Origin of the sequence: Moritella sp. 24, assembly GCF_018219155.1 — a bacterium.
In the GTDB taxonomy this organism is placed as follows: domain Bacteria; phylum Pseudomonadota; class Gammaproteobacteria; order Enterobacterales; family Moritellaceae; genus Moritella.
In genome coordinates, this window is record NZ_CP056123.1 from 775826 (window position 1) to 797986 (window position 22161).

A 22161-nucleotide genomic window follows, 5' to 3' on the forward strand; every position below is an offset into this window, starting at 1 on the left:
TAAATGCGAACATAGTAGATCCTCGTCATACTTACAGCTTAGTTAAGACCTACTGTAAGGCATAATGATAGCGGTTACTTTACCTCTTATTTAATATTTATCCTATTTCGTCGACTGAAGTTAATTATTCATGCATATATACCTTGTGACCCATGAACGAGAGTTCTCACGCCGTAGTAATACCGGTAAATTAGTTCAACAGTTTCTACCCAAAGAGACAAGTATTGTACCTTGGCGCCGTAAAGAACCTGATACAAAATTGTTAACGGCGATCAAATCTGGTCGTGTTGCCATTTTAGCCCCAGATGCGGATGAGGAGCATGATATCAGTGAATTCGATAGCCTCGTATTACTGGATAGTACATGGCAGGAAGCGCGTAAAATGTATCGCCAAAGTGATTATCTACAGGACCTACCCAAGGTCACGTTAAGTGCCGCGCAAGCGTCAGAGTTTATCTTACGTGCCAATCAATTAGAGGGCGGGTTAAGTACTGTTGAGTGTGTCATTGAGTTATTACGCCTACAGCAACGAGATCAAGAGGCTGACCAGTTGGTTGTCGAGTTTAGATCGTTCATTCGCGCTTGCTTATAAATGCCTGTCGATAATTTTTGGGGGTGCTGTTAGTCCAGCGTCTAAATGCTTTATAAAAAGCGGCTGGAGTTGCAAAGCCAAGTAAGTATGACACTTCACTAAAGGCGAGTTGTGTATCGCGTACATAACTCAATGCTAAGCCTTTTCTCGTTTTATCCATTATGCATTGATAGTTCGTATTTTCCTTGTATAAACGTCGCCTCAATGTCCATGCTGAGGTGCCGAGTAAGGCTGCTACTTGGTTAATGTCTGGCATGCTCCCTACTAAATGATGACTTACTTTTTCGATGACTTTACTTTGCCAGTCTTGATTTTGTTGTAGGCGTTGTAATTCATTTTGGCATAATTGCTGAGCTTGAATATAACTGCTCATACACGCATCCGGTAACGGCTGCTCGATGTAATCGCTATTCAATACCAAACCATTAAATGTTGAATTAAATATTACTGGGCAATTAAAAAATTGTTGGTAGCGTTCAACGTTCTTAGGCTCTGGATATTCGATATGAACGGCTTTAATAATATGGGGCGATTGGTTTGAGTGTGGCGAGGTCTTCAGGTCCTTTTTAATGGTTTGTAAATGGACAGCGCGTGAGGTGAGCAAGGTGAACCAACTCGCTAGTACAGAATCAACTACAAAATAATTATAGGCATTGTAAGGGGCAATAGAATAAAAGCGGAGAGTCGGTTGGGGGTCAGTAATAAATTGCGAGTGACCACGTACATTTTGACTTAACAAGCTTTCGTATTGAGCAATCGCGTATGCCATCGTGCTTATATCAATCGCCGACATACAAGTAAATCCGAGCATTCCATAATGTTGAAAACACACATTTTCGCCCATCAATAGACCGAGATCATCTCGTCCAGTTTGCTGAATAAGTTCAAAGCCAATACGCATATACTTGGGGATAGATAAGCGCCCATGATGCGCACTTAACTGAGCGACAGATACATTGTATTTAGCCAGCGTAGGATTAATATCATAACCGAGCTTACTACTTGTTAGGCTCATTTGTTGTAAAAAATTAACGGAGATATCACCTAAGCTGACTTTTGAATCTATTGCGGTTGTCATCGATCCTATTCTCCAAATGTAAGAAGCCATTATCACAAACGTACGTTAAAAATAACGATTGCTAACTAAAGATAATTAATTGTATATCATGGGAATTGTATACGCCGTGCTTTAAGGCTACTTTTAACAAAAATAATAATAAACTTTGAATTTGAATCGCCACCGCAATGGAGTGACCTATGTCAGCAAGTAATAATTATCCGAATTTATTATCCCCTCTTGATCTTGGTTTTACACAGTTAAAAAACCGCGTGTTAATGGGATCTATGCATACTGGACTTGAAGAAGTAAGTAATGGCTTTACACGCATGGCAGCTTATTTTGCCGAACGTGCAGCGGGTGGTGTCGGTCTTATTGTTACTGGTGGTATCGGCCCAAATCCAGAAGGTGCTGTTTTTCAAGGTGGTTCTAAAATGGATACGCCTGAAGAAGCTGAAAAGCATAAAGAAGTAACGGCAGCTGTACATGCAGAAGGTGGTAAAATTTGCATGCAGATATTACATGCTGGTCGTTATGCTTATAGTAAACAGCCAGTTGCACCGTCGGCAATTCAAGCGCCAATCAATCCAGCACGACCACGAGCATTAACAACAGAAGAAGTATATCAGCAGGTAGCAGCCTTTGTTAACTGTGCTGGATTAGCGCAATCAGCTAATTATGATGGTGTTGAGATCATGGGGTCTGAGGGTTATTTAATTAACCAATTTATTGTTGAGCATACGAATCAACGTGATGATGAATGGGGCGGTAGCTTTGAAAATCGTATTCGCTTTCCTGTTGAAATAGTTCGTCAAGTGAGAGAGAAAGTAGGTACTGATTTTATTATTATTTACCGTTTATCCATGTTGGATTTAATTGAAAAGGGTAGCAGTTGGCAAGAAGTTGTCGCATTAGCAAAAGCGATTGAGAAAGCGGGGGCGACGATCATTAACACGGGTATCGGCTGGCATGAAGCGCGCGTACCAACGATTGTGACGAAAGTGCCAAGAGCTGCCTTTACTAAGGTAACTGCAAAGTTAAAAGGGGAAGTATCTATTCCGCTGATCACCACAAACCGTATTAACACACCTGAAATTGCCGAGTCGGTTCTGGAGCAAGGTCATGCTGATATGGTATCAATGGCACGTCCATTTTTAGCCGATCCTGAGTTTGTAAATAAAGCGGCAGCGGGAAAAAGTGATGAGATCAATACCTGTATTGGCTGTAACCAAGCGTGTTTAGACCACACATTTAGCATGAAACTCACGTCTTGTTTAGTTAATCCTCGTGCTTGCCATGAAACAGAGCTTGTTTACATTCAATCACCCGTGAGTAAGCGTATTGCTGTCGTTGGTGCTGGTCCCGCTGGTTTAGCGTTTGCGACAGTTGCAGCACAGCGTGGACATAAGGTCACTGTGTTTGATGATAAAGCTGAAGTGGGAGGTCAATTTAACGTAGCTAAGCAAGTACCTGGTAAAGAAGAATTTTATGAAACCTTGCGTTATTTTACGACCATGACAACGAAGTTAGGTGTTGAGGTTGTATTAAACAAACGAATCTCAGCAGACGAACTTATCGCTAATAGCTTTGATGATGTGGTACTTGCGACAGGTATTGCTCCTCGTACGCCACCAATTGAGGGTATTGAACATCGTAAAGTATTATCTTATTTGGATGTACTGCGAGATAAGAAACCTGTAGGGCATAAAGTTGCAATTATTGGTGCTGGTGGTATCGGATTTGATGTTGCGGAGTACCTCGCTCACGAGCATAATTCAACTGAACCTGCTGCTAGTCAAGATATTGATACCTTTATGCGTGAATGGGGTGTTGATTTGACCATGACAAATCGAGGTGGTTTAACCGCCGCGAAAAAGACAGCCTCTGCACGAGATATTTATTTACTACAACGTAAAACAAGCAAGGTGGGTGCTGGACTGGGTAAAACATCAGGTTGGGTTCATCGTGCTGGTTTAGCAAGTAAAAAAGTCGCAATGATAAATAGCGTTGAATATGTCAAAGTCGATGATCAAGGTTTGCATATTCGCGTTGCTGGCGAACCGCAATTGTTAGACGTGGATAATATCATCATCTGTGCAGGACAGGATCCATTACGCGAATTACAAGCACAACTTGTTGGTGAAAATCAGCAAGTGCATCTTATTGGTGGTGCTGATATCGCTGCTGAACTTGATGCAAAACGTGCGATTAAACAAGGCTCGGAACTCGCTGCTACAATTTAGAATTAACAGTCGTTGTTGTCAAAAAGGGCTCAGTGGAACTTATCCTTTGGGCTCTTTTTTATTCTGCTAATGTAATTGTTAGATTGGGTTAATGATAAAAATTGAATTAATTCATCGAATATCAGTGCTATCGTCTAAATTTGTTCTAGTATTTTAATCAGAGTTAAACTTTTATGATGAGTGTCACAATGCCTAAAAAACTTTGCTATTTATTAGAACTGCCGGATTCTAAAGTGACATTCAGTGTCTTACTTATTGCAGATAAAGCATGCCTATCTGTTGCTGGTATCGATGAGTGTTACGCGATTGATCGCCTCATGATCGTAGAGAATCCAAGTGCACAATTACAAGGTTATTATATCTGTGATTATGCGACTCCTGTTTGGTCTCTTGAAGATTTATCTTTGCAAGATATTGGCTTACTCTCTGTCAATTTTGGTTTATTCATTGAGCATGAATATAATGATATTTATGCCATGGAAGCACATCACCTCGTTGATGCTGAACAATATCAACCGATTAAAACTTAACTTATAATTTAAATGTCACATTTATTTTTGCTTAATTATGCTATAACAGCCTTGTACTCAAGCTAAATTGCCTCGCGTATAGATTGCATGTGTATAAACTGTTTCACACTTCTGCTAAGCCTGTAGAGCATGATTAGCAGCATGTTAAGTTAAGAGGGAATGATGGCAAAACTGAAGAACGAAAAGAAGCTATTTAAAGCGGCTATCTCATTAGGTACGCAATACCTTCAACAACGTGGCAGTACATTCACTGCGACAGACTCTGAAGACGTTAAAGCACAGTATATTTATAAAGCCTTGGTGTTTGATAAATTAATGCAACCACTTGCTAAAGACCAAGAAACAGGCTTAAACATTAAGCACAAATTAGCTATTTGGATATCTCGTAAATTACCTGCTGATCACCCTTTGCTTAAAGACGAGAACTAAAGCAGGCTAAAAATTCTGCATTGTAATAACAACGTTTGATTAATATTAAAATGGGCTAGAGCGTGTATCTTCACGATCGTTAGCCCATTTTTTATATCATTGATTAATGACGTTGTAAAAATGACGTTGCAGCTTTTATGCCTGCGGTATAGTCGTTTTCTAGCGTGGTCACTTGGCGTGTTAATGTTGGCGTTTTTAATTCTTCATCGGGTGCAATTTCTATTATATTGATGCCTGCTGGCGGGTTGCGCATAAATTCACAAGTGCTGTTGTATTCTTTACTGTAATTTTCAAGGAGTTTGGTGAGAACGCTATCGTTTCTTACCCAGTATGTGAGTAAGCGTTCTACGACTGACAACTTCTCTATCCAACGTTTTGTTCTTGTTCTTATCACGATAATATTTTTAGCACCTAAATCGACCGCTTTTTTTACCGGTATTGGATCGACTAACCCCCCATCAATATGTACATCTTCTCCGAATTTAATCCCCGGTCGGAAAACAATGGGCAATGCACAAGATGCAATTATTTGTTGAAACCATCGACTTGGCTCTGCCATCTGATAGCTGGCTTGACCCTTTGATTTGTCACAACTGGTAATAACAAAAGGGCGTGATTTTAAGCGCCGTTTGGCTTGGTTTAGATCAATCGGATCGTGTAATGCTAATAAATCATGTAACTCTGCTAGTTCCATGGCATTCCCGCCTTTTAAAAAACGAGTCCAATCGACAAACGTAGCTGATTTAGCAAGGTGGTTAATAAGTCTAACTGAATATTTCTTTTGTCCGGCGATAAACGCGGAGAGGTTCAACGTCCCTGCTGAGCTACCAATAAACAGATCAAAAGGGTCATACCCATGATCTAGAAAGGTATCTAGCACTCCTGCAGTAAATACGCTGCGCATTCCTCCACCTTCTACAACAAGTGCTGTTTCTATCATAGCAACCTCGATATATTCACTTGATTTAACAAGCCTAGAATAAATACCAATATTTGGTAGTTTTATGTCTATCTCTCGTGTGATAAATACTTTTATCGTTGATCAGTATTGGCTAGAACTATGACAGCTAAATTATGTCAGGATGATGATATTGTGACAAAGCAAGGGAAGGTATAAGTCGCGATAAGGCGAATAATTAACGTCGTACTCAATGTTAATTATTCGCCTTATTAAAGGTGACTGCTTATTTTAAGTTTAAAAAGGCAAGTGCATCATTGAGTGTTTGCTGTGGAATTTCTTCCATTGGTACATGTCCCGCATTTGGGTATGTGATTAAAGTAGAACCTGGGATATTCGATAGCCATTGTTCGCTTAATGTTGCTGGTACCCAAATATCTTTTTCACCCCACATCAGTAGCGTTGGCGCAGTGATTGATGCAAAGTTTAAAGGCTTGTTTTTACTGTTTTTTTCATCAAGCATAGCGATGGTATTTGCATATGCTTGCTTTGCACCAGGGCGTAATGACAAGTGAATGTAGCGGTTCATATTCTCTTTAGTTATACGGTCTGGATCACCATATACATCTTTGACACCCATCGCGACAATGAAGGGAGGGAATACATTAGCTGCAAGTGAATTGATCCCCGGCATACTTGCTAAGCTTAAAATAAAGGGCAGTTCTTGTGGCGCGCCAGCAGGGTCGATGAGAATAAGTTTTTCGACTTTATCGGGGTTGCTAGCGGCGTAATGCGCTGAAATATAACCGCCGAGTGAATTACCGACTAAGACAAAATCATCAAGTTGTAATTGGGTGATGAATTGTTCGAAAGAAGAATGTAATAGATCTTCAGAGAAGTCATCAGGATTTTTTTGACCACCAGTCAAACCAAACCCAGGGACATCAAGACTAATGATGCGGTAATCATCCGCTAAGCCTTCGTTCCACTTATCCCATGTATGCAATGACGATAAAATACCGTGTATTAATACAATTGGTTGGCCATCGGGATTACCTTCGTCACGGTAGTGAACCTGCATACCATTAATGCTCATCCACTGTGATTCTTCGTTAGTGTACAGTGCATTGATATCTTCTAGTGGCATTTCACCTACGCCCCAAACACTGCTGACTGTCGGACTTGCTGCAACGGCTTCTTGCATACTTGAGCATCCTGCTAAGCTTAAACTTGTCGCGAGCGTTAAGGCCGCTAAAGGTAATATATTACCGAATTCAAATCTCATCATCACTGTTTCATCCTTGAAATATGGTTTTTTTATTTAAAAATAAATAGCGAATGCTACGTAAAATTAAAAAGTGATTAAGCATAAACAAGTTTATTTTAAACTAATGCCTAATTTAATTACTTAATTTCAGAATGTGGATATTGATCACTAAACAGTGGATTTACAATTGGTGTGTCCAGCTAAGGTAATGAGTATTCACTGGTATTAAACTGAGACGAAACGTAAAGGTGTCATGAAATGGCTTATATAGGCTGTGTAATAAGTTATTAGCTGATAGTCGAGTAAACATAAAAAGGCCCAGTACTTGTACAAGTACTGGGCCTTTTTTACTTAAGATTTGAACTCAATAATCTAGCGTTCGCGCTAATATTATTTAGCTAAAGATTCAGTCAGGTGAGGACGGATCTTAGCAAGCATATCTTTAAGTACACGTGGAGATGCAACAACTGAGTTACCAGATTTGAAGAAATCATGGCCGCCAGCGAAATCAGTTACGATTGCGCCTGATTCAGTAGCGATTAAGTTACCCGCTGCAGTTTCCCAAGGTTTTTGACCCATGCTCCAGAAACCATCTACACGACCAGCTGCTAGGTAAGCAAGGTTAAGTGCAGGGCAACCTGATGCACGTACATCAGCACATTCAGAGAATAATGCGCCGAAGATGTTCATGTAAGTATCTTGTTGGTGCTTCATCGTATGTGGGAAGCCAGTAGCAAGAACAGTACCTGATAAATCTTTAGCAGAACCAGCACGTAAACGGAAACCGTTTAATTGAGCGCCTTTACCACGACAAGCAGAGAAGATTTCATCACCGATAGCATCAAAGATAACAGCAACTTCAGCTTTACCTTTAACGTGTAAAGCAACAGAAATAGCAAAGTGTGGGATGCCTTTAACAAAGTTAGTCGTACCGTTTAGTGGGTCAATGATCCACTGGTAGTCTGTATCTGTACCAGTTGTAGCACCGCTTTCTTTTGCGATGATAGTATGCTCTGGGTAGGCTTTTTTAATTGTAGCGATAATAGCTGCTTCAGCTTCTTTGTCTACGTTAGTCACAAAATCATTTGTGCCTTTTTGCTCTACTTTAGTCTTGCTTGGATCACCATAAGCTTTTACGATTATATTGCCTGCGTCACGCGCAGCACGGATCGCGATTGTTAGCATCGGATGCATACTATTACCACCAAATTTTTGAAAGAACGGGATTTAGGGCGCGGAGTATACCAACTTTATTAAAATGTTCAAAATTTATTTTTTCTTATTTAAAATTGCCCATATTTTTAGTTTGGCGATTGCTCCGCGTATTGTTGTTTTGCTTTAAATACCGCTGAACAACTGTAGGTAGATGAGCGGTAACAGATATATTATAGATCACTGATGTACTCAAGGGATCGGATCCGCTTTTGCTCTGTGGCATTAAAGTGTGCGTCTCTTAACTCATTTATATGTGTTTCTTTATTTAAGTTACTGTCATCGTTGAGAATTACTTTTCTCTGCGCTAGATATGAATTTACTTTGCGATTAAATCGCGCTTCTTGCTGTTCTAGGGCTGTCATTCTTACTGCGGCCTCTGACCCGAGTAATGCTTCATACGTGATATAACGTTGTTGTGCATCATCATTACTCGCTACTTGATTGAGTTCGGCAGAGATAAGATCATCTTGATAAACGCGACTAATCTCATCGGGCATATTCGACAACTCTTCTTTTAATAGGTAGTTGTAATCAACTTGAGATACAGAGATTGCTTGTAATTGTTGTTTTTTTATAGTGACTTGTCGATGTAGATTCTCGTTATTAAAGAGTAACGTTTGCTCTTCAGGGCTAAATAACGCCAACTGTTTACTCCTTAATTCACTATCGAGGCGTTCTAAATCATCAATACTGGGTGCGCTGTTTATGTCTATCGAGAGTAAAGACTGTTTATATAAAAGGAAGCGTTCGAATAAATCATAGTCTGCTGAACTGTAGTGTTCAGGGCTATTTGTAATGAACTTTTTGACGTTCATTTTTAAGTGTTCGATATCTGTTTCTGTTTCTGTTTCATTAAAACCCGATAAAAAATAATCAAACATATCGCGTAATGAGGCCTGATCAATCTCAGTGTCTTGTTGAGATACGGCTTGAATTGAAGCGTTATCGATTCTGATGATTGACGGTATTATTTTTTTATCTTTGCTTTTTAGCACTATCTCTCCGTTATGCTGTACTGCTTCTATTCTTTTTGTTTTGGAATCAACTGCGGGATTAATGATGACGATAGTTTGTTTATGAATCGGATCATCGATTAACTTTATATAGGCTACACTCGCAGCCGCGGTGATAATTGTGATTGCTAGCGTAGCCTTTTTCATGATTATAAGCCTTGTAGTTTCAATCGGTTTGCGTGTTGACGGTAAATACTTGGTACAGACAAGAATAAAGCGGTATGCCCCAGTACCTGATTAATTTCATCAACATGATTCATGCGGTAGCTATCGTTGATGACTTTGCCTAAGTGCGTACTGCAAACACCAACCATGCCATCATTTGCTTCACCACCTAACCATGATGAACCGAAAGCAAGTAAGCTCACTGCTTTTAGTGGAGCATCAACAAGTGCATCTTTTGGACTCGTCATTAATCGACTACCACTCCAAGAGTAATAATACACCTTGTGCTGGATGCCGTTGACTGTACTTGTTACTACAGGGTCACCTTGACCACATGCTGTTGTAGGTACACCCTCTGGATATTTTTTATTGAAGGCGAGAGACTCATGTGTCGTTAATGCTTTTAAAGCCCCTTTAGCATTGACTGGAAGTGTCGAACCGCTCGATAGATATTGTGTTATTTTTGATAAATAGCCAATAACACTTGAACTTGCACTATTAACTAACGTGCCATCTGGCGCCACGCTATAAAATAAATCTGCGAACTTAGATCCTTTATTCACACCACCAATACTGGTTACTGATGCAACGAGCTCTGGGGCGACAGATGCCACGTATCGAGACGTTGGACCGCCGTGGCTGTGACCTATTAAATTCACTTTGCTTGCGCCTGTACGCGCTAAAAACTGTTTAACTTGCAGTAAAAGCTGCTCGCCTCTAATTTCAGTTGTATTGGTTGATGATACTTGAGCGGTATAAACCGTTGCACCGTTTTGTCTTAGTGTTTGCGCTATTTTATAAAAATAGTCATAGCCTTGAATATCATCAAACCCTAAAAAACCATGTACAAGTACAATCGGGTATTGTGTATCTGTATAATTTCGATTGGTTGCAGCATTTGCATAATTGAGTAAGGTTGTTACTAGCATTATTGTGACGAACATTAAGCGTTTCATTTTACCATCCTTAGATTGCCATTTATTTGAAATCATTGAACTTTATTGTTCATCGTTATGGTGTCATATTAAGAATAGGAAAAACGTAAGCAGACGTAAGCTAGAGTAAGAGTTGTAAGTCAAGGTGGGGATGATATTGAAGCGAGATATACCTCGTATACTGTGATAGAATTCGCGACCAGTAAATTAACAATTCCAATAATAGTCTGAACGGTGGTTTAAACACGAGGTTTAAATTTTCCCAGTTTTACTATTATGCGTCTTTTTAGGTATTAATAATGTTAGCAAACGTAAAAGTTGTATTAGTCGGTACATCTCACCCAGGTAATATTGGTTCGGCCGCTCGCGCCATGAAAACAATGGGTTTAACGCAATTAGTGTTAGTTGCGCCTCTTTGTGAAATTGATGAAAAATCAGTTGCGTTGGCTGCTGGTGCCGCAGATGTACTAGAAAATGCGATCATCGTCGATACCTTAGAAGAAGCGGTAACAGATTGTGGCCTGGTGATTGGCACAAGTGCACGCTCTCGTACATTGCAGTGGCCAATGCTAGATTCACGTGAAGCGGGCTTGAAGCTAATCGAAGAAGTGCCTAACTATCCTGTTGCATTAGTATTTGGTCGCGAACGTATTGGCTTAACCAATGATGAACTACAAAAATGTACTTACCATGTATGTGTTTCTGCAAATCCTGAATATAGCTCATTAAACCTCGCAATGGCTGTACAGATTTTAACATACGAAACACGTATGGCTTATCTGGCGACAAACTCGTTCCCAGAACAAGATAATCCGTATCCAAAGCAAGCTGAATTGGAAATGTTCCATACGCATCTTGAAGAGACGTTATGGGATTCTGGTTTTATCAATAAAGCGCATCCAGGTGTGGTTATGAATCGTTTACGTCGACTCTTCACTCGAGCTCGTCCAGAAACCGTTGAATTAAATATTCTACGTGGCGCATTAGTGTCTATTCAACGTAATCTGAAAAAATAGTGACGACGTTGTTCCATCGATTGCTTAATTTTAATACCTGAGTAAATTAGTCAGGTATATACTTGACCATTTTAGTCGGGTATGTAACCATAACTGTAAATAACAGTTTTAGAGGTTGCTATGCGATTGACATCGAAGGGACGTTACGCCGTTACGGCTATGATCGACCTTGCATTGCACGCAGAAGTGAAACCTGTGCCATTAGCTGAAATATCGGAACGACAAAGTATTTCACTGTCGTATTTGGAGCAGCTATTCTCTCGATTACGTCGAAAGAAGCTAGTAGCAAGTGCAAGAGGACCCGGTGGTGGCTACAAGTTAGGTATGTTACCTGGGGACATTTCTGTTGCGATGATCATTGATGCAGTAGACGAGAATGTAAAAGCGACCAAATGTGATTCTACAGGTGGTTGTAATGATGGAAAACGCTGTTTAACGCATTCACTTTGGGATGATTTAAGTGAGCGAATTAGTGATTTTCTTGATAACATATCGCTTGCTGATTTGATGAAAAATAATGAGATTAAGCAGATGGTCAATGATCAAGATCATAACCGCCAAGTATTAAATAAAATTGATATCAATATCATTTGATACGTATTTAAAGAATACATAAGTAATCATAATTATAATTATAAGATATGAACACTAATTAGTGACCTAATTGTGTTGTATGGAGCAATGACTAGATGAAAAAACCTATTTATTTGGATTATTCTGCGACTACGCCTGTAGACCCTCGTGTAGCAGAAAAAATGATGCAGTGTCTGACTATGGACGGCATCTTTGGTAACCCTGCGTCTCGTTCACATCGTTTCGGTTGGCAGGCAGAAGAAGCAGTAGACATTGCTCGTAATCAAATTGCAGATTTAGTGAATGCAGATCCACGTGAAGTTGTTATTACGTCGGGTGCTACTGAATCAAACAATCTTGCTATTAAAGGTGCTGCGCATTTTTATAATAAAAAAGGCAAGCATATCATTACAAGTAAAATTGAGCACAAAGCAGTGCTTGATACTTGTCGTCAACTAGAGCGTGAAGGTTTTGAAGTAACGTATTTAGACCCAACTTCTGAAGGTCTAATTACAGTAGAAATCCTTGAAGCTGCAATCCGTGAAGATACAATTATTGTTAGTATCATGCACGTGAATAATGAAATTGGTGCGATTAATGATATCGCTGCATTGGGTGAACTTTGTCGTTCTAAGAAAGTCTTATTCCATGTAGATGCTGCGCAAAGTGCGGGCAAATTACCAATCGACTTTTCTGAACTTAAAGTAGATATGTTATCAGTATCGGCACATAAAATTTATGGCCCTAAAGGTATTGGTGCATTATACGTTCAACGTAAACCTCGTATCCGTTTAGAAGCACAGATGCACGGTGGCGGTCATGAACGTGGTATGCGTAGTGGTACACTTCCTACTCACCAAATTGTGGGTATGGGTGAAGCTTTCCGCATTGCTAAAGAAGAAATGCAACAAGATACAGACCATGCAGAAGCATTACGTAAACGTTTCTGGGCTGGTATTACCGATATTGAAGAAGTATATCTAAACGGTCACGCTGAACAGCGTATCGTGAGTAACCTGAACGTAAGCTTCAACTTTGTTGAAGGTGAGTCATTAATGATGGCACTGAAAGACCTCGCGGTTTCTTCAGGCTCTGCTTGTACATCAGCAAGTTTAGAACCATCTTATGTACTACGTGCATTAGGTCTAAACGATGAAATGGCGCATAGCTCAATTCGTTTCTCATTCGGTCGTTTTACGACAGAAGAAGAAGTAGATTATGCAACAAGCATCATTAAAGAAAACATCAGTAAATTACGTGAAATGTCACCTTTATGGGAGATGTTTAAAGATGGTATCGATTTAAGCACTATCGAGTGGGATCACCACTAAACGTTCACCCTTATTTCACGAAAATTTATATTCAGTTTGAAGGAGTTATATCATGGCTTATAGCGAAAAAGTAATCGACCATTATGAAAACCCACGTAACGTAGGTTCATTTGATAAAAGTGACCCATCTATCGCAACCGGTATGGTTGGCGCACCGGCTTGTGGTGACGTAATGAAGTTACAACTTAAAATTAATGAAGAAGGCATCATTGAAGATGCTAAATTCAAAACTTACGGTTGTGGTTCTGCTATTGCATCAAGTTCTTTAGTTACCGAATGGGTAAAAGGCAAGAGCATTGAGCAAGCAGGCGAAATCACCAATACAACTATTGCTGAAGAACTAGAATTGCCTCCAGTGAAAATTCACTGTTCAATTCTTGCTGAAGATGCAATCAAAGCTGCAATTGATGATTACAAAAAGAAAAAAGAGTCTTAGGAGCTAACGATGGCTGTTACTTTATCTGACTCTGCTGCAGCGCGCGTTGCTCGCTATCTTGAGAAGCGTGGTAAAGGTGCCGGTCTACGTCTGGGTGTGAAAACATCTGGTTGTTCTGGCCTTGCTTATATCCTTGAGTTTGTTGACACTATTGATGAGAACGATGAAGTTTTTGTTGAAAAAGGTGTTACCGTTATCGTGGATAAAAAAAGCTACGTTTATCTTGATGGAATCGAATTAGATTTCGTTAAAGAAGGCCTCAATGAAGGGTTTGAATTTAACAATCCCAACATGAAAGGCGAATGCGGCTGCGGTGAAAGCTTCAACGTGTAATATTGATATACCCAAATAACCTCGTTATTTGGGTTTTGTTTATTTAATCTATCCATTAAAGGTCGTCAGATGAACCATTTTGAGCTGTTTGGTTTACCCGTTAATTTTGAACTAGATAGTGCCGGTTTAGCAACAACATATCGAGACTTACAGCGCACACTACACCCTGATAACTTTGCTAATGGCAGTGAGCGAGATCGCTTAATTGCAGTGCAAAAATCATCGCAAGTTAATGATGCGTATTCCACTCTAAAGTCGCCAATTCAACGTGCAGAATATATCCTTGCTGTTTGTCATGAAGATATTCGTGGTGAACAAAAAACACTGCAAGATCCAATGTTTCTTATGCAGCAAATGGAACTACACGAGCGTCTTGAAGATATTCCCGATTCTGCGGACCCTGAGCAAGAAATTGCAGACTTCGACGATGAGCTAACAGCCTCGATCAAAGCATACTTGCAAGAATTTTCTAAATTACTCAGTGCAGAGCATTATAACGACGCGGCAAATGTAGTGCGTAAATTAAAATTTGTTTACAAACTGCAAGCACAATTAAGTACACTTGAAGATAGTTTACTTGATTACTAATCAAATAATTTAAATTTAAGAACCTAAAACATGGCATTACTTCAAATTGCTGAACCGGGTCAATCGGCAGCACCTCATGAACATAAACTTGCAGTTGGTATTGATCTCGGTACGACTAATTCATTAGTAGCAAGTGTCCGTAGTGGCAGCGCTAAAACATTAGTTGATAACACGGGTCAAGATATTTTACCTTCCGTGGTTCGTTATACTGCAGATTCAATTGTTGTTGGCGAAGACGCTGCGCAACAAGCGGTAACGGATCCAGAAAATACTATCTCCTCGGTAAAGCGTTTGATGGGCAAAGCCTTTTCAGATATTGACGCTGCTCGTATTCCGAATGTACTTGTAGAATCTGCATCGGGCCAACCGTTAATTAAAACGGTAGCTGGAGAACTTAATCCGGTACAAGTTTCTGCTGAGATCCTAAAAGCATTGGCAGCACGTGCAACTGAGACACTTGCTGGTGAGCTTAACGGTGTGGTTATTACTGTACCTGCTTATTTTGATGATGCACAACGTCAAGGTACGAAAGACGCGGCAAATATCGCAGGACTGAATGTTTTACGTTTATTGAATGAACCAACAGCCGCTGCGATTGCATACGGTTTAGATGCGGGTCAAGAAGGCATTATTGCTGTTTACGATCTGGGTGGTGGTACGTTCGATATCTCTATTTTACGTCTTAATAAAGGCGTATTCGAAGTACTTGCGACTGGTGGCGATTCAGCGCTTGGCGGTGATGACTTCGATCATCTCGTTGCTGATTGGATCAGTGCTGAAGCGGGACTTGTGGGAGAGCAATCATTAGCAATGCAGCGTTTGCTACTAACACAAGCAAAACAAGCGAAACAAGACTTAACAGATTCAGCTAGCGTTAATATTACTATCGCATTAGAGTCTGTTAACTGGCAGGGAACATTAAGCCGTGAAACGTTTGATGGTCTTATTCAGCCATTAGTTAAGCGCACTTTATTAGCATGTCGCCGTTCGTTAAAAGATGCCGATATCAGCAAAGATGACGTACTTGAAGTTGTGATGGTAGGCGGTTCAACGCGCGTGCCATTAGTACGTGAAAAAGTAGGTGAGTTCTTCGCTCAAGAACCACTAACGAGTATTAACCCAGATAAAGTTGTTGCGATTGGTGCTGCGATTCAGGCTGACGTATTAGTGGGTAACAAACCTGATTCAGATTTATTACTGCTGGATGTTACACCGTTATCACTTGGTTTAGAAACCATGGGCGGCCTGGTTGAGAAAGTTATTCCACGTAATACAACTATCCCTGTAGCACGTGCGCAAGAGTTTACCACGTTTAAAGATGGGCAAACGGCAATGACAATTCACGTGCTGCAAGGCGAACGTGAGATGGTTGCTGATTGTCGTTCATTAGCGCGTTTCTCATTAACTGGTATTCCACCTATGGCGGCAGGTGCTGCACATATTCGTGTGACGTTCCAAGTTGATGCTGATGGTTTGCTAAGTGTATCAGCGATGGAAAAATCATCGGGTGTATCTGCTTCGATTCAAGTTAAACCGTCTTATGGTTTAAGTGATAATGAAGTTGCAAACATGCTTAAAGATTCAATGACATATGCGAAAGAAGATGTAACTGCGCGTATGTTAGCTGAGCAACAGTTAGAAGCTGACCGCGTAATGGAAAGCCTGATCGTTGCCTTACAACAAGACGGTAAAGCATTACTTTCTGATGCTGAACAAAATGTCATTGAAACAGCGATTCAAACGCTTTATCAGATCCGTCAGGGTGATGATAGAGATGCGATTGAAAAAGAAATTGAAACAGTCGATAAATTAACACAAGATTTTGCTGCTCGCCGTATGGATCAATCAATCCGTAAAGCGTTGCAGGGTCAGTCGGTAGATAAGGTCTAAGAAATGCCAAAAGTTATATTTTTACCTCATGAAGATTTATGCCCAGAAGGTCTCTCTGTAGAGGCTGCTAAAGGTGAAACAATCCTTGATGTTGCATTAAAAAACAAAATTATCATTGAACATGCATGTGAAAAATCATGTGCTTGTACTACTTGTCATGTGATCATTCGTGAAGGCTTTGATTCAATTGAAGAAAGCGATGAACTTGAAGATGACATGCTAGATAAAGCATGGGGCTTAGAACCTGATTCTCGTTTAGGTTGCCAAGCAATTATCGAAGACGAAGATCTGGTTGTTGAGATCCCGAAATATACAATTAATATGGTTTCTGAAAGCCACTAATTACAGTTAAGTGAAAGCATCTTGGTTACGCGCATTTATGACGTAACCGAACTAAACTGAAAGTAACCGTACAGTATTGATTACTGTACGGTGTTTATTTCAGGGAGGTTTTATGGCGTTAGCTTGGTCAGACAGTGCTGAGATTGCAATTACGTTAGCTGAACATTATCCAGAACAAGACCCACAACAAGTCAGATTTACGGATTTACGTAAGATGATATTAGGGTTAGATGAGTTTACCGATGATCCTAATCATTGTGGTGAACGAGTTCTTGAAGCAGTGATGCTTGCTTGGATTGATGAATATTAACTATTTAATTGTTAATGGATAATCGTTAATACAGAATAAGCCCATGGTTAGCATTATGCTGATTGTGGGCTTTTTTTTGCTTTAACTTATGAAAAACAAGATGAAATAATCTCGTTTTTCATTTTGTAACCTTGGTTCCGCGCATGGCTTAATTATCGTTGATGGGTTTTAATCTGTGGCCTAATTAACTATTCTACTTCATGGCGTTATTTTCAGTTATTACTGTTTTTCTGACTAAAATAAAATGCAAAACCCAAACAAATAATCGCAGTTGTTCCTGAGATGGCCATTAAAATATAAGATGTATTTTCTGCACTCATTATTATATCTCCGTGTACTGGTCTATCTCTACGGGTGGTTATGAAAGTTCTTGTTTATCTTAATCATCATTGTAGAACACTACGTATAAAATGTAATCTACATAAATTATGGAACCAATCAAAAAAGTGTGTCATTGCAGGTTTTTATTGAGGCCTGTTCGTTACACACTTTGTCTGGAATTAGTTCGCTATATTTCATGTCGCGAACCATTTTCACGACCTAATCTTACATAGCATGCGTTATACGCAGTGATTTTAGCCTTTTAGTTTGTGGCCAAATTAGCTATTTCACTACAATCATGCGAATAAGGATGATTGGGTTTGTTAATAGCCATTCGATACGTGTCTCTTACGGAAGAACAGGCCAATCGAGGAACCGAATATTAAAGAAAATATAACTAGTAAGTCATATGAGTCCCAACCGGAATAGACTTCCCCTGTCAGTAAATAAAAACCTAAATAACCCAGTAATTCACTTAAAAACGCTGCTGTTATTGAGTGAACAATGGGGTAATGTAACTGACGATTAGTTATTAAAATAAAAATATATGTGGGTACGATAAAATATAGAATGAATAGAAAATATCCTCTCCACTCCGAATATTCATATGTAATGCTCATGTAACCCTCTATAAATCCTATAGTTATAGAAGATAAAGTAATAATGATGGTGGAAAAAAATATTAATTTCCAATTCATGACAATGCCCTTTAGGTGTAGTTTTTATATTAAACGTTGTTTTTTTAATGTTAGTTACCGCCAAAGGTGGCCTATGTTCAAAATCCAAGTAGATAAAAATTTTATAAAGCCTCCTAATTGGAGGTTTTATAGATCTTGGGATAAAACAGTCTCTTAGCGGCCGATTGAACATAAAAGTGATTAATACGCATGAAAATGAGGGTGGAATGAAAAGTGGATAACAATGGATTAAAATTTATGTTGGTGATGAGACTTTGTCTTTCAGAAAAATGGGGGGATAGGTTTACCCTACAAATATAAGTGAGTAATAAGGTAAACCTGAAGCCATGTGAGCAATGTCTTATCCTAAAAAGGAACCTGAACCTCTGAAAAACAAGGTAATGATAATGAATATCATTAGCGTTTGCAATGCTTTTTTGTAGTGGGATAGTAAATTTGTCCTCCTTGTTGGAGGCTTTTTAGATCTAGGGCTTAAATAGTTCCTGAGCGGGCTATTGCACATAAAGGTGATAATACGCAGCGTCAAAAGGATGTTCGATCAAAATGTCGCTCGAAAAGCTTAAACCCTGATGATTACCGCTTAAATTGACAACTTAATTCTGCACTGATTTGGTGATCTGTAGTTTCAGGTAAGATGGCCGTAAATGGCTGTATTTATCTATGTTTGGCTCGTTACATCAACCTAAACCGATTCGCTTTCCATTCGCTCGCGTCAATCATGCCCTCGGCATAAAGCCCGGACCAATCATAAAAGTAGGGCGCGAAGCTATCCCCGATCATCGCATTGAGCGTGATTTATATCATGACACTTTTTCCGATTTTTTTGCAAAAACCAGTTCGCTAAGGGGGATAAAAAAATTGTAGTTTGAGATTATTCTATTGGTCGTGAAATGTTCGAAAAAAACGTTCATTTAAGTCGAACGAATTATTCATAGATACATTAAATGTCCAATTCGACTTTTAAGGTGTGGAATAATAAAGTGTTTAACCGTACTTTTATGATACATAACCAAACAAATCATTAAAGTATTGTTATAGTAATCGCACTAACACGTCGATATTAAGGATATTTAATGAAGGATTTCATGAGCGTAGAACTAACGCTTGCTCCCGCTGACAGTTTTTGGGGCAAGAATGCATTAGTGAGTTTTAATGCCGGAGTTGCATCTATTCATCTTGGTGATAATAGTGCTGACTACTCATTACAAGTACAACGTGCAGCACGTAAGTTATCAAATCAAGGCATAGGTAAAGTCAGCTTAAAAGGCGAGTTATGGAATACTGAGTTACGTATTGCATTTGATCAAGGTTATTACACCGCGAAAGAAAATCAGGAAGCTTGTTTTGGTTTAGAGCTAGCAAGTGTCGCTGAGAAGAAAGACTTTTATGCTTTTCAGCAAGCAAGTCACTGGGTTCGTAAAACAATTAACACTGATGCAGAAGAAATGTATCCGGTTAAGCTAGCGCAAAGTGCAGCGGATCTATTATTGAAAATAGCGCCTGAATCGATCACGTATAATATCATTGCGGGTGACGATTTATTAACACATGGCTTTACCGGTATTCATACCGTCGGTCGTGGCAGTCAACACCTTCCTGCAATGTTGCAATTAGACTTCAACCCAACAGGTGATGCTGATGCACCTATTGCAACAGCACTAGTAGGCAAGGGCATTACGTTTGACTCGGGTGGTTACAGCATTAAACCTTCTGATGGCATGGCTGTAATGAAAAGTGATATGGGCGGTGCAGCGACATTAACTGGCGCACTTGCTTTAGCGATTAGCCAAGGTTTAGATAAACGTGTACAGCTATTCTTATGCTGTGCTGAGAACATGATCAGCAGCAATGCCTTTAAACTGGGTGATATTATTACCTACAAAAATGATATCACTGTAGAAGTGCTTAATACTGATGCTGAAGGTCGTTTAGTGCTAGCTGACGGTTTGCTGGCTGCAGAAGAGAACGCGCCACAACGCTTGATTGATGCCGCGACATTGACTGGTGCAGCTAAGATGGCGCTTGGTCGTGATTATAATGCACTATTTGGCTTTGATCAGAACTTCGTTAACTCAGTATTAGCAAATGCGAAAGCAGAAAATGAGTTTGCTTGGCAACTACCACTAGAAAAATGGCATCAACAGCAATTGCCATCGAGCTTTGCTGATATGGCAAATATCCATGCCGGTGAAGGTCGTGCTGGAGCATCTACTGCTGCGGCATTCTTATCACGTTTTGTACGTGAAGATGGACAAGGTTGGTTGCATTTAGATTTAGCAGGTTGTTATCAAAAGGCAGCGAATGATCTATGGGCGACGGGTGCGAAAGGGCATGGTATCCGCACATTAGCTAAAACATTACTTGATTAACTCATCCCCGTTTTAAGAAAGTGAATAAGCCCGAATTAATTTGGATATAGCATCCATAATTCGGGCTTTTTATTATTTAATGACTCATCATAAATATCCTGAATAATGCTATGAACGAATAAACACACCACGATTTAGTTATAAATGCTGATAAATCCGCCTCTCCAGTTTATTTTATTGCTTAAGACTTGTTTTATGCTAATATTCGCGCCCCTTAAAATGCTCAAACGCTCAGATGCGCTAACGCTCAAATGCTCAAATGCAAATGGAAAACATGGAAACAATAATTAGTCTTATCGGGATTTTAGTCCTACTTGGTGTCGCTTATCTTCTTTCTGAAAATAAAAAAGCAATCAACTTAAGAACCGTTGGTTTTGCTTTTTTAATTCAATTTCTATTAGGCGGTTTCATCTTATACTCTGCAATTGGGCAGACAATCATATTAACGATTGCTGATGGTATATCTGCTGTTATTGGTTACAGTAATGACGGTATTAGCTTTCTTTTCGGTGGTTTAGTTAGCGATAAAATGTATGAACTCTTTGGTGGTGGCGGTTTTGTCATCGCATTGCAAGTATTACCTATTATTGTATTTTTCTCGTCATTATCAGCGGTATTATATTATTTAGGCATTATGCCCTTAGTGGTTAAGTGGATTGGCGGGGCAATGCAAAAGCTACTGAAAACCAGTAAAGCTGAGTCTATGTCTGCGACTGCTAATATCTTTCTAGGTGTTACCGAAGCGCCACTACTTGTTAAACCTTACTTGCCTAAAATGACGCGTTCTGAATTATTTGCCATTATGTGCGGTGGCCTTGCATCTATTGCTGGTACGGTATTGGCAAGTTATGCACAAATGGGCGTTCCTATGGAATACTTATTAGCAGCATCGTTTATGGCTGCGCCAGGCGGTTTGCTATTTGCCAAAATCCTGATACCTGAAACAGAGACGATTGTAGAGCAAGATTTAGCTGACAAGGATGAATATGAACCTTCGAATATTGTTGAAGCTGCAGCAACAGGAGCATCAAGCGGTGTTAGATTAGCGATCGAAGTAGGCGGAATGTTACTTGCGTTTGTTAGTTTAGTCGCATTGTTAAACGGTATACTTGGTGGTATTGGCGGTTGGTTAGGTTATCCTGAACTGAGTTTACAGCTAATGCTTGGCTACCTTTTTTCTCCGGTTGCATTTTTAATGGGTGTGCCTTGGAATGAGGCTATGCTGGCAGGTTCATTCATTGGCCAAAAAATTGTTATTAATGAGTTTTTTGCTTATATCAATTTAGTGCCTTATCTTAATGGCGATATGCTTGTTAATGCAACTGGCATGGCAATGACAGAAAAAACCCAACTGATCCTCTCGTTTGCACTGTGTGGTTTTGCGAATTTGGGTACTATCGCGATTGCTATCGCAGGTATTGGCATGATGGTGCCGGAGCGACGTTCAGAAGTATCTCAATTAGCGTTGAAGGCACTTGTTGCAGGTATATTGTCTAATCTGATGGCTGCAACAATTGCAGGGCTGTTTTTTGGATTAAGTTAACGTTTAGAGTCAGTGTATTTGATACACCATCCTATTTATACACTGCGTATAGCAAATAGGATGGTGT

At 39.7% G+C, this 22161-nt stretch carries 21 protein-coding genes; 15 read left to right on the forward strand and 6 right to left on the reverse strand.

The window, feature by feature from the left end; all coding sequences use genetic code 11:
- The first annotated feature begins 130 nt into the window (after positions 1–130).
- A complete protein-coding gene (locus HWV00_RS03650) occupies positions 131–592 on the forward strand; it encodes a tRNA-uridine aminocarboxypropyltransferase (protein WP_211684754.1) in 462 nt (153 codons plus the stop codon).
- Here HWV00_RS03650 and HWV00_RS03655 read toward each other — a convergent pair.
- Positions 573–1670, reverse strand: a complete 1098-nt coding sequence (locus HWV00_RS03655) for an AraC family transcriptional regulator (protein WP_211684755.1) — start codon at positions 1668–1670, stop codon at positions 573–575. The two genes, HWV00_RS03650 and HWV00_RS03655, sit on opposite strands and share 20 nt — an antisense overlap.
- Positions 1671–1849: 179 nt before the next feature.
- On the opposite strand from HWV00_RS03655, the gene HWV00_RS03660 reads away from it, so the two are divergent.
- The 3 genes from HWV00_RS03660 to HWV00_RS03670 all read left to right on the forward strand — a co-directional run bounded on the left by HWV00_RS03660 (position 1850) and on the right by HWV00_RS03670 (position 4851).
- A complete protein-coding gene (locus HWV00_RS03660; RefSeq protein ID WP_211684756.1) occupies positions 1850–3892 on the forward strand; it encodes an NADPH-dependent 2,4-dienoyl-CoA reductase in 2043 nt (680 codons plus the stop codon).
- A 188-nt stretch (positions 3893–4080) separates the two neighbouring features.
- Positions 4081–4422, forward strand: coding sequence for a hypothetical protein (locus HWV00_RS03665; protein ID WP_211684757.1), 342 nt, complete (start codon positions 4081–4083; stop codon positions 4420–4422).
- 162 nt (positions 4423–4584) lie between these two features.
- Positions 4585–4851, forward strand: coding sequence for a DUF5062 family protein (locus HWV00_RS03670; RefSeq protein WP_211686314.1), 267 nt, complete (start codon positions 4585–4587; stop codon positions 4849–4851).
- A gap of 103 nt (positions 4852–4954) precedes the next feature.
- On the opposite strand, the gene HWV00_RS03675 is transcribed toward HWV00_RS03670, so the two are convergent.
- The 5 genes from HWV00_RS03675 to HWV00_RS03695 form a co-directional block, all read right to left on the reverse strand.
- On the reverse strand, positions 4955–5791 hold the full coding sequence (locus HWV00_RS03675) for a patatin family protein (RefSeq protein ID WP_211684758.1): 837 nt from the start codon (positions 5789–5791) through the stop codon (positions 4955–4957).
- A 244-nt stretch (positions 5792–6035) separates the two neighbouring features.
- On the reverse strand, positions 6036–7037 hold the full coding sequence (locus tag HWV00_RS03680) for an alpha/beta fold hydrolase (protein ID WP_255554899.1): 1002 nt from the start codon (positions 7035–7037) through the stop codon (positions 6036–6038).
- A gap of 369 nt (positions 7038–7406) precedes the next feature.
- A complete protein-coding gene (gene suhB / locus HWV00_RS03685; protein WP_211684759.1) occupies positions 7407–8210 on the reverse strand; it encodes an inositol-1-monophosphatase in 804 nt (267 codons plus the stop codon).
- Between the two features lie 191 nt (positions 8211–8401).
- Positions 8402–9391, reverse strand: coding sequence for a lipase secretion chaperone (locus tag HWV00_RS03690; protein ID WP_211684760.1), 990 nt, complete (start codon positions 9389–9391; stop codon positions 8402–8404).
- A 2-nt stretch (positions 9392–9393) separates the two neighbouring features.
- Positions 9394–10365 (reverse strand): triacylglycerol lipase, encoded by a 972-nt coding sequence (locus tag HWV00_RS03695; RefSeq protein WP_211684761.1) that lies wholly within the window; start codon positions 10363–10365, stop codon positions 9394–9396.
- Positions 10366–10643: 278 nt separating this feature from the next.
- On the opposite strand from HWV00_RS03695, the gene trmJ reads away from it, so the two are divergent.
- The 11 genes from trmJ to HWV00_RS03750 all read left to right on the forward strand — a co-directional run bounded on the left by trmJ (position 10644) and on the right by HWV00_RS03750 (position 22094).
- On the forward strand, positions 10644–11360 hold the full coding sequence (trmJ, locus tag HWV00_RS03700; protein WP_211684762.1) for a tRNA (cytosine(32)/uridine(32)-2'-O)-methyltransferase TrmJ: 717 nt from the start codon (positions 10644–10646) through the stop codon (positions 11358–11360).
- A 120-nt stretch (positions 11361–11480) separates the two neighbouring features.
- The gene (gene iscR / locus HWV00_RS03705; protein ID WP_211684763.1) at positions 11481–11954 is read left to right on the forward strand and encodes a Fe-S cluster assembly transcriptional regulator IscR; all 474 of its coding nucleotides are present in this window, start codon (positions 11481–11483) and stop codon (positions 11952–11954) included.
- A gap of 95 nt (positions 11955–12049) precedes the next feature.
- Positions 12050–13264, forward strand: a complete 1215-nt coding sequence (locus HWV00_RS03710; protein ID WP_211684764.1) for an IscS subfamily cysteine desulfurase — start codon at positions 12050–12052, stop codon at positions 13262–13264.
- A 52-nt stretch (positions 13265–13316) separates the two neighbouring features.
- Positions 13317–13700: a Fe-S cluster assembly scaffold IscU gene (gene iscU / locus HWV00_RS03715; RefSeq protein ID WP_019441554.1), complete on the forward strand. Its 384-nt coding sequence runs from the start codon at positions 13317–13319 to the stop codon at positions 13698–13700.
- A 9-nt stretch (positions 13701–13709) separates the two neighbouring features.
- Positions 13710–14033: an iron-sulfur cluster assembly protein IscA gene (gene iscA, locus HWV00_RS03720; protein ID WP_211684765.1), complete on the forward strand. Its 324-nt coding sequence runs from the start codon at positions 13710–13712 to the stop codon at positions 14031–14033.
- A gap of 69 nt (positions 14034–14102) precedes the next feature.
- Positions 14103–14621, forward strand: a complete 519-nt coding sequence (gene hscB / locus HWV00_RS03725) for a co-chaperone HscB (RefSeq protein WP_211684766.1) — start codon at positions 14103–14105, stop codon at positions 14619–14621.
- 30 nt (positions 14622–14651) lie between these two features.
- Positions 14652–16511: a Fe-S protein assembly chaperone HscA gene (gene hscA, locus HWV00_RS03730; RefSeq protein ID WP_211684767.1), complete on the forward strand. Its 1860-nt coding sequence runs from the start codon at positions 14652–14654 to the stop codon at positions 16509–16511.
- Positions 16512–16514: 3 nt separating this feature from the next.
- The gene (gene fdx / locus HWV00_RS03735) at positions 16515–16853 is read left to right on the forward strand and encodes an ISC system 2Fe-2S type ferredoxin (protein WP_211684768.1); all 339 of its coding nucleotides are present in this window, start codon (positions 16515–16517) and stop codon (positions 16851–16853) included.
- Positions 16854–16965: 112 nt separating this feature from the next.
- Positions 16966–17163, forward strand: a complete 198-nt coding sequence (gene iscX, locus HWV00_RS03740) for a Fe-S cluster assembly protein IscX (RefSeq protein WP_211684769.1) — start codon at positions 16966–16968, stop codon at positions 17161–17163.
- A 2092-nt stretch (positions 17164–19255) separates the two neighbouring features.
- Positions 19256–20551 carry an aminopeptidase PepB gene (gene pepB / locus HWV00_RS03745; RefSeq protein ID WP_211684770.1) on the forward strand — a complete coding sequence of 432 codons (1296 nt, stop codon included), beginning with the start codon at positions 19256–19258 and terminating at the stop codon, positions 20549–20551.
- 274 nt (positions 20552–20825) lie between these two features.
- On the forward strand, positions 20826–22094 hold the full coding sequence (locus HWV00_RS03750; RefSeq protein ID WP_211684771.1) for a NupC/NupG family nucleoside CNT transporter: 1269 nt from the start codon (positions 20826–20828) through the stop codon (positions 22092–22094).
- The last annotated feature ends 67 nt before the right edge of the window (positions 22095–22161 follow it).

Coding starts and splice junctions, on each gene's coding strand:
- HWV00_RS03665 (WP_211684757.1), top strand. CDS start 4,081: ATGCCTAAAAAACTTTGCTATTTATTAGAACTGCCGGATTCTAAAGTG.
- iscX (WP_211684769.1), top strand. CDS start 16,966: ATGGCGTTAGCTTGGTCAGACAGTGCTGAGATTGCAATTACGTTAGCT.
- HWV00_RS03690 (WP_211684760.1), bottom strand. CDS start 9,391: ATGAAAAAGGCTACGCTAGCAATCACAATTATCACCGCGGCTGCGAGT.
- suhB (WP_211684759.1), bottom strand. CDS start 8,210: ATGCATCCGATGCTAACAATCGCGATCCGTGCTGCGCGTGACGCAGGC.
- HWV00_RS03710 (WP_211684764.1), top strand. CDS start 12,050: ATGAAAAAACCTATTTATTTGGATTATTCTGCGACTACGCCTGTAGAC.
- pepB (WP_211684770.1), top strand. CDS start 19,256: ATGAAGGATTTCATGAGCGTAGAACTAACGCTTGCTCCCGCTGACAGT.
- iscU (WP_019441554.1), top strand. CDS start 13,317: ATGGCTTATAGCGAAAAAGTAATCGACCATTATGAAAACCCACGTAAC.
- HWV00_RS03750 (WP_211684771.1), top strand. CDS start 20,826: ATGGAAACAATAATTAGTCTTATCGGGATTTTAGTCCTACTTGGTGTC.
- HWV00_RS03655 (WP_211684755.1), bottom strand. CDS start 1,670: ATGACAACCGCAATAGATTCAAAAGTCAGCTTAGGTGATATCTCCGTT.
- HWV00_RS03680 (WP_255554899.1), bottom strand. CDS start 7,037: ATGATGAGATTTGAATTCGGTAATATATTACCTTTAGCGGCCTTAACG.
- iscA (WP_211684765.1), top strand. CDS start 13,710: ATGGCTGTTACTTTATCTGACTCTGCTGCAGCGCGCGTTGCTCGCTAT.
- hscB (WP_211684766.1), top strand. CDS start 14,103: ATGAACCATTTTGAGCTGTTTGGTTTACCCGTTAATTTTGAACTAGAT.
- trmJ (WP_211684762.1), top strand. CDS start 10,644: ATGTTAGCAAACGTAAAAGTTGTATTAGTCGGTACATCTCACCCAGGT.
- hscA (WP_211684767.1), top strand. CDS start 14,652: ATGGCATTACTTCAAATTGCTGAACCGGGTCAATCGGCAGCACCTCAT.
- HWV00_RS03670 (WP_211686314.1), top strand. CDS start 4,585: ATGGCAAAACTGAAGAACGAAAAGAAGCTATTTAAAGCGGCTATCTCA.
- iscR (WP_211684763.1), top strand. CDS start 11,481: ATGCGATTGACATCGAAGGGACGTTACGCCGTTACGGCTATGATCGAC.
- HWV00_RS03650 (WP_211684754.1), top strand. CDS start 131: ATGCATATATACCTTGTGACCCATGAACGAGAGTTCTCACGCCGTAGT.
- HWV00_RS03660 (WP_211684756.1), top strand. CDS start 1,850: ATGTCAGCAAGTAATAATTATCCGAATTTATTATCCCCTCTTGATCTT.
- HWV00_RS03695 (WP_211684761.1), bottom strand. CDS start 10,365: ATGAAACGCTTAATGTTCGTCACAATAATGCTAGTAACAACCTTACTC.
- HWV00_RS03675 (WP_211684758.1), bottom strand. CDS start 5,791: ATGATAGAAACAGCACTTGTTGTAGAAGGTGGAGGAATGCGCAGCGTA.
- fdx (WP_211684768.1), top strand. CDS start 16,515: ATGCCAAAAGTTATATTTTTACCTCATGAAGATTTATGCCCAGAAGGT.